This window comes from Pseudoduganella flava, assembly GCF_007830495.1.
Classification (GTDB): Bacteria; Pseudomonadota; Gammaproteobacteria; order Burkholderiales; family Burkholderiaceae_D; genus Rugamonas; species Rugamonas flava.
Genome location: NZ_VLKW01000026.1, coordinates 1 through 9,392 on the forward strand (window position 1 = coordinate 1; position 9,392 = coordinate 9,392).

The 9,392-nt window shown below is 64.8% G+C and carries 11 protein-coding genes and 1 pseudogene; 7 read left to right on the forward strand and 5 right to left on the reverse strand.

Translation table 11 applies throughout. The annotated features are described in order from the left end of the window. On the forward strand, positions 1 to 264 hold a 264-nt coding region (locus IP92_RS29665), incomplete at its 5' end, for an IS3 family transposase (protein ID WP_145882318.1). 54 nt (positions 265 to 318) lie between these two features. Here the strand turns inward: IP92_RS29665 and IP92_RS29670 are convergent. Both IP92_RS29670 and IP92_RS29675 read right to left on the reverse strand, forming a co-directional pair. Beyond that, on the reverse strand, positions 319 to 1,092 hold the full coding sequence (locus tag IP92_RS29670; RefSeq protein WP_229419042.1) for an energy transducer TonB: 774 nt from the start codon (positions 1,090 to 1,092) through the stop codon (positions 319 to 321). A gap of 8 nt (positions 1,093 to 1,100) precedes the next feature. Continuing rightward, a complete protein-coding gene (locus IP92_RS29675; RefSeq protein WP_145882320.1) occupies positions 1,101 to 1,310 on the reverse strand; it encodes a (2Fe-2S)-binding protein in 210 nt (69 codons plus the stop codon). Positions 1,311 to 1,522: 212 nt separating this feature from the next. Here IP92_RS29675 and IP92_RS29680 point away from each other — a divergent pair, with 212 nt between their 5' ends. The 3 genes from IP92_RS29680 to IP92_RS29690 are packed head-to-tail and all read left to right on the forward strand — an operon-like array spanning position 1,523 to position 3,983. Next, positions 1,523 to 1,795: a FeoA family protein gene (locus tag IP92_RS29680; RefSeq protein ID WP_145882322.1), complete on the forward strand. Its 273-nt coding sequence runs from the start codon at positions 1,523 to 1,525 to the stop codon at positions 1,793 to 1,795. Between the two features lie 4 nt (positions 1,796 to 1,799). After that, on the forward strand, positions 1,800 to 3,689 hold the full coding sequence (gene feoB / locus IP92_RS29685) for a ferrous iron transporter B (RefSeq protein WP_145882324.1): 1,890 nt from the start codon (positions 1,800 to 1,802) through the stop codon (positions 3,687 to 3,689). A 9-nt stretch (positions 3,690 to 3,698) separates the two neighbouring features. Further along, entirely contained in the window at positions 3,699 to 3,983 is a 285-nt protein-coding gene (locus IP92_RS29690) for a DUF6587 family protein (RefSeq protein WP_145882326.1), read from the forward strand. A gap of 59 nt (positions 3,984 to 4,042) precedes the next feature. Here IP92_RS29690 and IP92_RS29695 read toward each other — a convergent pair whose 3' ends face one another. Continuing rightward, a complete protein-coding gene (locus tag IP92_RS29695; protein ID WP_145882328.1) occupies positions 4,043 to 4,399 on the reverse strand; it encodes a hypothetical protein in 357 nt (118 codons plus the stop codon). Positions 4,400 to 4,612: 213 nt separating this feature from the next. Next, positions 4,613 to 6,871 (reverse strand): catecholate siderophore receptor Fiu, encoded by a 2,259-nt coding sequence (locus IP92_RS29700; protein WP_145882330.1) that lies wholly within the window; start codon positions 6,869 to 6,871, stop codon positions 4,613 to 4,615. 163 nt (positions 6,872 to 7,034) lie between these two features. Between IP92_RS29700 and IP92_RS29705 the strand changes: the two genes are divergently transcribed. The 3 genes from IP92_RS29705 (at position 7,035) to IP92_RS29715 (ending at position 9,014) form a co-directional block, all read left to right on the forward strand. Next, positions 7,035 to 7,709 (forward strand): glutathione S-transferase family protein, encoded by a 675-nt coding sequence (locus tag IP92_RS29705; protein ID WP_145882332.1) that lies wholly within the window; start codon positions 7,035 to 7,037, stop codon positions 7,707 to 7,709. A gap of 65 nt (positions 7,710 to 7,774) precedes the next feature. Continuing rightward, entirely contained in the window at positions 7,775 to 8,548 is a 774-nt protein-coding gene (locus IP92_RS29710; RefSeq protein WP_145882334.1) for a 5'-3' exonuclease, read from the forward strand. Positions 8,549 to 8,579: 31 nt separating this feature from the next. Beyond that, positions 8,580 to 9,014 (forward strand): response regulator, encoded by a 435-nt coding sequence (locus IP92_RS29715; protein WP_145882336.1) that lies wholly within the window; start codon positions 8,580 to 8,582, stop codon positions 9,012 to 9,014. Between the two features lie 127 nt (positions 9,015 to 9,141). On the opposite strand, the pseudogene IP92_RS30350 reads toward IP92_RS29715, so the two are convergent. Continuing rightward, positions 9,142 to 9,392, reverse strand: a pseudogene (locus IP92_RS30350) (IS481 family transposase); the annotation flags it as partial.

Genomic DNA, 9,392 nt, shown 5'->3' on the forward strand with positions numbered 1-9,392 from the left:
ATGCCTGCTTACCAACGCCAGCTTCGGGAGCGGCAACTTGTGCAGAGCATGTCTCGCAAGGGCAACTGCCATGACAATGCAGCGATGGAAAGCTTCTTCGGCGTGCTCAAGTCGGAGTTCTTCTACCTGAACAAGTTTGATAGTGTCGACACGTTACGCGCCGGCCTGGTCGACTACATCCACTACTACAACCATGAGCGCATCAAGCTCAAACTAAAAGGGCTGAGTCCTGTGCACTACAGGACCCAGCCCTTGGCCGCCTAGCTAACTTAACCGTCCAGCTTTATGGGGTCAGTTCATCAGACACCGGTTTTTTTTTTACGACAGCCGGAAGTTGATCGGCACCAGCACATACACGGCAACGGGCTTGCCGTCTTCCATGTAGGGCTTGAACAGGCTGCGCATCGCCGCCTGGCGGCCCGCTTCGTCCAGGGTCTGCGAACCGGAAGATTGCTGCACGGTCGCCTGCTCCGGCGTGCCTTTCTCGCTGACGAGCACGCGCAGCGTGACGACGCCTGTTTCGCCCATGCGGCGCGCGATCGACGGGTACACGGGTTGCGGCGCGCGGATGTATTCGACACCGCTGACAAGCCGCGGCGTGCTCGGCGCCGGCGGCGCGGCGGCCGGTGCCGGCGCGGCCGGGGCGCTGGCGACGACGGGGGCCGATTCGACGGACTTCGGTGGGGCCGGCGGCACCGTGATCGTGTTCTCGATAACGATCGGCAACTGCGGGATCTGCGGCATGACCATGGTCGGCGCCTTCAGCGCCACCTCGACCGTCTTCGGCGTGCTGGGCGGAGGCGGCGGTTCGACGGGCGCGACGAACGTCACGTCGACCACTTGCGGCAGGCGCTGGACGGTGTTGCGCACCATGCTGTTCGAGAAGCCCCAGGCCGCCACGACGTGCAGGGCGACGATGACGGCGATCTTGCCCGTCTTGTTGCGGCTGCTGCCAAACGTGAAATCTTGCGGTGCCGCGGCAGGTGCGGCGTGGGAAGCGGAGGAGCCGGTGGAGGCAGGTCGCGGCAGGCTCAGACGATCGAGCCAGAGGCGCGGCAAGCCAGGCCGATCAAGGCCGGGCAGGGTATGCATGAGTATCCTCAGGTGGTGAGGGTTGGGCGCTTCAGCACGGTTTCCTGGATCGGCGCCGCCACGTGTTCGCTCAGCACTTCAACGGCATAGCTCAGGCAATTGCCGCAGCACGTGGCAACACCCAGTGCTTCGCGCAGCCCGTCCATGGTGCTGATACCCAGGTCGATGGCTTGACGGATTTCTCGATCGGAGATGTTGTTGCAAACGCAGACGATCATTGAAACACCTTCTGGCTAGGGAGTTCACTCATCGGAAGTCTTCGCACTGAGCCTTAGCGCTCTGGCAATCTTAAGACTTTCTTAATGAGAATCATTATCATTACGGTTCCTATTCTGCCGCAGAAGAGCGTACAATGCAAGCGCCACCTGCAAATACAAACCATTCGCATTGCCTTTATAATGACCAGATTGATTTTCCTCAGAGAACTGCCATGACACTCGCTCCCTCCCTGATCCATCTCGACGCGTTGGCAGCCGGGAAAAGCGGCACGGTGGTTCATATTGCGCCCGGAAATGCGCAGGATACGGAAGACGGTGCCGACCTGGCCCGCCGCCTGATGGAGCTGGGCTTCGTGCCGGGCGAGAAGATCCGCATGCTCAAGCGCGGCATGCCCGGCGGCGAGCCGCTGGCGATCCGCGTCGGCAACTCGACGTTCGCACTGCGCCGCTTCGAAGCCGCGCTGATCTCGGTCCAACCGGAATAACAGCATGGGCGTGACGGAGAAAGTGGCGCAGGCCGTCGGCCGGGCGCCGATGATCGCCTTGCTGGGTAATCCAAACTGCGGCAAGACGGCCCTGTTCAACCGCCTGACGGGCGCCCGCCAGAAGGTTGCCAACTACGCCGGCGTGACGATCGAGCGCAAGGAAGGCCAGTTCGTTTCACCCGCGGGCAACCAGTTCCGCGTGCTGGACCTGCCGGGCGCCTACAGCTTGAGTGCCCACACGCCCGATGAAGAAATCACGCGCGACGTCGTCGCCGGCCTGCGCGCGGGCGAAGGCGCACCGGACCTCGTCGTCTGCGTCGTCGACGCCACCAATCTGCGCCTGAACCTGCGCCTCGTGCTGGAAGTGCAGCGCCTCGGCCTGCCGATGATCCTGTGCCTGAACATGGTGGACGTGGCGAAGAAGCGCGGCATCGAGATCGATGCGGACAAGCTGGCGCAGGAACTGCGCATGACCGTCGTCGAGACGGTGGCCGTGCAGGGCGGCGGCGAGAAGTCGCTGCTGCGCGCGCTGGACGAGCTGGGGCCGCTGGCGCCGGCCGCCGCGCGGCCGCTGGCCGCGATCGACGCCGTATCGGTCGAGGACACCCAGCGCGAAGTGCGCCGCATCCTGGCCGTGGTGGCCAAGAACATGCACGCCACGGACACGCGCAGCGAAAAGATCGACAGCGTCGTGCTGCACCCGGTGGTGGGCCCCGCGATCCTCGCGGTGCTGATGTTCCTGATCTTCCAGGCCGTGTTCAGCTGGGCCGAGGCACCGATGGACATGATCGAGGGCGCCGTCGGCGCGTTCGGCGGGATCGTCAAGGAGCACATGGCCGATGGCGTGCTGCGCAGCCTGCTGGTGGAGGGCATCATCGCCGGTGTCGGGGGCGTGCTCGTGTTCCTGCCGCAGATCCTGATCCTGTTCTTCTTCATCCTCGTGCTGGAGGATTGCGGCTACCTGCCGCGGGCCGCGTTCCTGCTCGATCGCCTGATGGGCGGCGTGGGCTTGTCCGGCCGCGCGTTCATCCCGCTGCTGTCGTCGTTCGCCTGCGCGATTCCCGGCGTGATGGCGGCGCGCACGATCCAGAACCCGCGCGACCGCCTGGTGACGATCATGATCGCGCCGCTGATGACGTGTTCCGCGCGCCTGCCCGTGTATGCGCTGGTGATCGCCGCCTTCATTCCGGACCGCCAGGTGTGGGGCCTGTTCAACCTGCAGGGCCTGGTGTTGTTCACGCTGTACTTCGCCGGCATCTTCTCGGCGATGGGCGTGGCCTGGTTCATGAAACGCTCGCTGGGCGGCAAGCGCAAGCAGCCGCTGATGCTGGAGCTGCCCAGCTACCACTGGCCGAACCTGCGCAACCTTGCCATCGGCCTGTGGGAGCGCGCCAAGATCTTCCTGACGCGCGTAGGCACGTTGATCCTGTCGCTGATGGTGATCCTGTGGGCGCTGTCGAGCTTCCCCGGCGCGCCGGAAGGGGCGACGCACCCGCCTATCTGGTACAGCTTCGCCGGCATGATCGGCCGCGGCCTGGAATTCGTGTTCGCACCGATCGGCTTCAACTGGCAGATCTGCATCGCGCTGGTGCCCGGCCTCGCGGCCCGCGAAGTGGCCGTCGGCGCGCTCGGCACCGTGTACGCGCTGGCGCAGTCCGGCGACGACGTCGCATCGGCACTGGCGCCGATGATCGCCAGCACGTGGTCGATGGCCACCGCGCTGTCGCTGCTGGCATGGTACGTGTTCGCGCCGCAGTGCATCGCCACGCTGTCCGTGGTGCGCCGCGAGACGGGCCACACCCGCTATGCGCTGCTGATGGCGGGCTACATGTTCACGCTGGCCTACACGGCTTCGTTCCTGACGTATCACATCGCCCGCCTGCTGGGGGCGTGAGGAGGTCCCATGACGCAAGTCTTCTGGCAAGAGCTCATCGTTGCATTCATCGTCGTGGCCGCGGCGCTGCACGTGTGCCGGCGCTACCTGCCGGCCACGCTGCGCCAGCGCATCGTCTTCGCGCTGGCACGCAAGGGCTTCGACCAGAACAAGCTGGCCAAGCTGTTCAAGACGCAGTCGAGCTGCGGCGACGGCTGCGGCAGCTGCGGTTCGTGCGACACCACGCCGGCGCCCGATGCGCCCAAGGACACGGGGCCGGCCCGGCGCGTGATCACGCTGCACGTGCAGCGCTGAAGACAAGGCCCGCACATGCGGGCCTTGCTGTTTCTGCTTGCTGCATCAAACCCACTGCATCATTCCAGCTCGGCGCGGGTAACCAGCGCCTCGACGCCGCTCGCAGCCACGAAAACTCCAGCCAGGTAGGCGGGCATCGACTGGGTCAGCGCCCACGCCCCCATCAGCGCCAGCCCGGCCGCGATCACCACTGTGAAGAACACGTGTTCGCGCATACCGAACAAGGTGCCCGAGCCCGCGCCGATCGCGTTCAGGCGCAGGTTGAACGGCAAGGCGCCGAGGCTCGTCGTCACGTGCAGGAACAGGCCGACCGTCGTCAGCACGGGCAGGTCGTGGCGCAGCGGCAGCAGCACGAGCACGGCGCCGAACGTCACTTCGGCCAGGTACAGGATGGCGCGGTTGCGGTACTTGTTCATGGCGGTACTCCAGCGGCGTGGCGCGCGGCGGACATGGTGGCCGAAGACGGCAGGACAGGTGACGGCGGAAAACGGCGCATGCTGTTCCTCGCGGTGAGGAAAGCGATTGTAAAAGCGCGCGGGGCGTTGAAATCTCGCCAATAGTCACAGCGGGCAAAAAAAACGCCACCCGAAGGTGGCGCAAAGTCTGAAGGTAATGCGGGAAAGGTGCGATCAGAAGCGGAAGTTCGCCGTCAGGCTCGCCGAGCGCGGGGCGCCCGGCGTGTAGCGGTAGCCGCTCTTGTTGATCGACGCGACGTATTGTTCGTCGGTGATGTTGTAGACGTTCAGGCGCAGATCGATATGCTTCGTGATCTGGTACGCGGCCATCAGGTCGGCTACCCAGTAGCTGTCCGCGTAGGCCGGCGTGCCGACGGCGCCGTCGGTGCCGCGCAGCAGCTTGCCGGTGTAGCGCACGCCGCCGCCGAGCTCCAGGCCGAACGGGAATTTGTAGCTGGTCCAGCTCGTGAATGCGTCCTTCGGCGTGTAGTTCAGGTGGTTCTCGCCGCTCGCGGTCACCGTGCGGCCCACCTCCACGCTGGTCTTCATGTGCGTATAGCCCGCGCTGACCAGCCAGCCCGGCAGGATTTCGCCCTGCACCGCCAGTTCGATGCCCTCGACGCGCTTCTTACCGTTCTGGAAGTACTGGTTGCTCGACGCGTCGAACTCCACTTCGTTCTTGACGTCGGTACGGTACACCGCGGCGGTCAGTGCCAGCTTCTGGTCCAGCAGGTCCCACTTGGTGCCGATTTCCTTCGTCGTGGTCTCCTGCGGGTCCATGTTCGGGTTGGCCGCGCTGCTGGCGGAGGTGGACAGGCTGAAGTTCGCGCCGCCCGGCGGCTGCTTCGAGTTCGCCACCGTCGCGTAGACGCTGCTGTTCGCGGTCGGCTTGTACAGCACGGAGAGCTTGCCCGTCGTCAGCGTATCGTTCGAGCTCAGCGTAGTCGCCGTCAGCCCGCCGCCCGTCGCCAGCGCGGTCGAGATGTAGTCGGTGTCGTAGTGGTCCATCCGCACGCCGGCGTTGACCATCCACTGTTCGCCGATCTTCACGGTGTCGAACACGTACAGCGCCTGGGTGTCGGTGGTGCCTTGCGAGCCGGCTCCGGTGCGGTAGGTGTTCAGGCCATTGATCGAACTGTCCGGCGCCGGGAAGTACAGCGGCGTCGCCAGCAGCACGCCGCCGCCGGCGCGGCCATACGACGTCTGCTTCTCGTTCAGGAATTCGAGGCCGCCGACCACGGTGTGCTTCAGCGCACCCGTCGTCACATCCCACGTCACGACCGTCTGGTTGGCGAGGATACGGTTTTCGGCATCCTTGAACGTGCGCAGCGTGCGGTTGATCAGCCAGGTGGCGGGATCGTTCGCCTTCGCGCCGAATGTCTGCGTCGTCAGGTTGGCGCTCGATCCCATGAACGCGGTCAGCAGGTAGTCCTGCTTCGTCTTGCCGTAGCGGGAGATGTTCTGCAGCCGCAGGGTAGGCGAGAAGTCGTGTTCGATGCGGACGGTCGCCATGTCGGCCGTCACGTTGTCGTGGTCGGACACGTGGCCGTAGTAGCCGCGCGGGTCGACCATCGGCGCGTTGCTGATGTAGGGGCGGGTGCTGTCCGGGGTCGTGTAGCCGGGCAGGCCGATCGTCGGCACGCCGCCATCGGGCAGGTTGTCCTGCTTGATGTGCAGGTACGACAGGTGGGCGCGGGTCTTGCCGCCCAGGCCGAACGCCACCGTCGGTGCGACGCCCCAGCGCTTGTTCTTGACCACGTCGCGTGCCGGGTTGCCGGAATCCTGCGCCATCACGTTCAGGCGGAAGGCGGTGCCGCTTTGCGCATCGAGCACGCGGTTCACGTCGGCCGTGGCGCGCTTCTGGCTGCCGCTGCCGCCCGTGACGGACGCGGAGATCGCGTTCTCCAGGTTGGCCTGCTTCGAATTCAGGTTGACGGAGCCGGTCGGCGAGCCGCGGCCCGTGTCGGTACCGGCCGGGCCTTTCAGCACGTCGATCTGCTCGATGTTGAAGACATCACGCGAGATCGAGCCGATGTCGCGCACGCCATCGACGAAGATGCTGGACGACGTATCGAAACCGCGCAGGAAGATCGCGTCGCCCGTGTTCGTGTTGCCGTTCTCTCCGAGGAAGAACGTGCCCACGCCGGGGCTGTTGCGCAGCGCTTCGGTCAGCGTCGTCGCGTTCTGCTGCTGGAACAGCTCCTTCTTGATCACGGTGATCGTCTGCGGCGTGTTCACCAGCAGCTCGGTGTATTTCGGCGAGCCTGCGCGCTCGGCCTTGAAGTCGTTCTCCTTCGCCGCATCGACGACGACCTCGGTCATTTTTGCTTCCGCCTGCTGGCCGGCCGCGTGGGCGGCGGCGGGCAGCAGCAGCGAGGCCAGCACGGTGCTGACGGGCAGGACGGAATGCTTGCGGCTTTTGATGTGTGCCATCGGTACTCTCTTGTTAGTTTTTGTAAAGACGGGCAATGGTACCGATTGCAAGTCAATATGTAAACGAGAATCGTTATCATTCGTGTTCATTGTGTGGTTTCGATGAGCACCGAACGGGGCGGGAAATGCTAAGCTGGCGGCTTTCCTGCTACCAAGACCGCCGATGATCACCGTCCACCACCTGAACAATTCCCGCTCGCAGCGCGTGCTGTGGCTGCTTGAGGAGCTGGGCCTGCCGTACGAAGTCGTGCGTTACCAGCGCAATGCGCAGACGATGCTGGCGCCGCCCGAGCTGCGCGCCGTGCACCCGCTGGGCAAGTCGCCGGTAATCGTCGACGGCGACTGCACCGTGGCCGAGTCGGGCGCGATCATCGAATACCTGGTCGACAAGTACGACCAAGGTGTACTGCGCCCACCGGCCGGCACGCCCGAGAAGCGCCGCTGGACGTATTTCCTGCATTACGCGGAAGGCTCGATGATGCCGCCGTTGCTGATGAAGCTGATCTTCGACCGCGTCGAGACGGCGCCGGCGCCGTTCTTCGTGCGGCCGATCGCCCGCGGCATCGCGCAAAAGGTCAAGGCCAACTACATCGGCCCGCAACTGCGCCAGCACCTCGATTACCTGGAGGCGGAACTGGGCAAGCACACGTGGTTCGCCGGCGAAGAGTTCTCGGCGGCGGACATCCAGATGAGCTTCCCGCTCGAGGCGGCGGGGGCACGCGCCGGGCTCGATACGGCCGCGTATCCACGGCTGACGGCCTTCCTCCAGCGCATCCACGCGCGGCCGGCCTACCAGCGCGCGCTCGAGCAGGGCGGGCCCTACGAGCTGCTGCGCTGAGGGCAGGCCGGGCGCATGCGGTAGAATGTCGCCCACGATTTTTTCATCCCGCTCATCTGCATTCCATGGGACGCTTGCTTGCCATCGACGGCCTGAACATCGTGCGGCGCGTGTACGAGGCCAGCCCGGAGCCCGACTCGGACCTGAAGGCCGAGATCGCGCTTCGCCACGCGCTGAACTCCTTCCGCACGCTGATCAACGGCCACGAGCCGACGCACGTGCTGCCGGCGTTCGACTATGGCGGCGTGACGTGGCGGCATGCGCTGTACGGCGGCTACCGGGAAGGCCGGGCGCCGATGCCGGCCCCGCTGCGCGCCGCGCTGCCAGGCTTTTATGCGAAGCTTGAGACGTTCGGGCTGCGGCCCGTGTCGCTGCCGGAAGTGGAGGCGGACGACGTGATCGGCACCGTCGTGATGCGCTGGCTGGGCCAGGAGCGCGGCGAAGCGGTCGTGGCGACGACGGACAAGGACTTGCACTGCCTGATCGCGCACGGCGCCCGCGTGTGGGACCACTTCAAGAGCGAGTGGCACGACCATGCGTGGGTGGAGAACAAGTGGGGCGTGCCGCCCGCCCAGCTGCCGGACCTGCTGGCGCTGATGGGCGACGCGACCGACAGCATCCCCGGTGTTTCGAAGGTGGGGCTGAAAACGGCGGCGAAGCTGCTGCGTACCTACGGCACGATCGATGCGATCATGGCCGGCGCCGGCATCCTGAAGGATGCGGTGGGCGAGGCACTACGAAAAGAACGGGAGATGCTGTATCTTTCCCGTCAGCTCGTGCAACTGAAGACGGACGTCCAGGTCGGCGTCAGCTGGAACATGCTGGCGTGGCAGGCGTGAGGATGGCCGCGATAACAACGAAAGAACAACGATGCTGAAGGCAGTGATCATCGATGGCAGCGCAGTGGCGCGCGGCCTCCTCAACACGGTGCTGACGGACGGCGGCTACGACGTCGTCGGCCAGGCCCACACCTGCGCGGCCGGTTCCGCGCTGCTGATCAAGTTCAACCCGCAGATCATCTGTATCGCCCGCGACCAGGTCGAGCAGGACATCCCGGGCATGACGGCGATGCGCAAGCAATGGCCGAAGGCGCTGATCTTCATGATGTCGAGCGAATTCGACGCCAACACGATCCAGACCGCGCACGCGATGGGCATCAACGGCTTCATCGTCAAGCCGTTCAACGCCGACACGGTCCTGAAAACGATCCGCAACACCGTCATCACGATGGTCAAGCGGCAGCAGAAGGCGCAGGCTGCGCAGAACGGCGACGAGGCGCCACCGGCGGAGCCGGGCGAGGGGTGAAGGCACGCGAGCCATTGCGCATGCTTAACCCAACGGCATAAAGCTGGGGTCAGACCCGTCGGGTGTATGGTCGGGGGACATAGGTAACACATGTCGGGAGACATGGGTTACACATTGAAGCCGTATCTTACGATGGATTCTGGAGGTCTATCTGCCGGACTTTGTGCTTGCAGAAATAGACCTCCAGGACGCCGTCGGTACCGGTTGGGCGGATCGCCACCAGTTCGGCATACAAGCCTTCCCCGACGAAGTAGGATTGATTGCGGTACGAGATGTAGCCTAGCTTGCTCACCTTCCGCACTTGGTCATCTGGAAGGTACTCGATAGGGGGCAATACCGATGGAAAAGATCGCCCACTGCACCGGTATCGGCTGATTG

Coding starts and splice junctions, on each gene's coding strand:
- IP92_RS29670 (WP_229419042.1), bottom strand. CDS start 1,092: ATGCATACCCTGCCCGGCCTTGATCGGCCTGGCTTGCCGCGCCTCTGG.
- IP92_RS29675 (WP_145882320.1), bottom strand. CDS start 1,310: ATGATCGTCTGCGTTTGCAACAACATCTCCGATCGAGAAATCCGTCAA.
- IP92_RS29680 (WP_145882322.1), top strand. CDS start 1,523: ATGACACTCGCTCCCTCCCTGATCCATCTCGACGCGTTGGCAGCCGGG.
- feoB (WP_145882324.1), top strand. CDS start 1,800: ATGGGCGTGACGGAGAAAGTGGCGCAGGCCGTCGGCCGGGCGCCGATG.
- IP92_RS29690 (WP_145882326.1), top strand. CDS start 3,699: ATGACGCAAGTCTTCTGGCAAGAGCTCATCGTTGCATTCATCGTCGTG.
- IP92_RS29695 (WP_145882328.1), bottom strand. CDS start 4,399: ATGAACAAGTACCGCAACCGCGCCATCCTGTACCTGGCCGAAGTGACG.
- IP92_RS29700 (WP_145882330.1), bottom strand. CDS start 6,871: ATGGCACACATCAAAAGCCGCAAGCATTCCGTCCTGCCCGTCAGCACC.
- IP92_RS29705 (WP_145882332.1), top strand. CDS start 7,035: ATGATCACCGTCCACCACCTGAACAATTCCCGCTCGCAGCGCGTGCTG.
- IP92_RS29710 (WP_145882334.1), top strand. CDS start 7,775: ATGGGACGCTTGCTTGCCATCGACGGCCTGAACATCGTGCGGCGCGTG.
- IP92_RS29715 (WP_145882336.1), top strand. CDS start 8,580: ATGCTGAAGGCAGTGATCATCGATGGCAGCGCAGTGGCGCGCGGCCTC.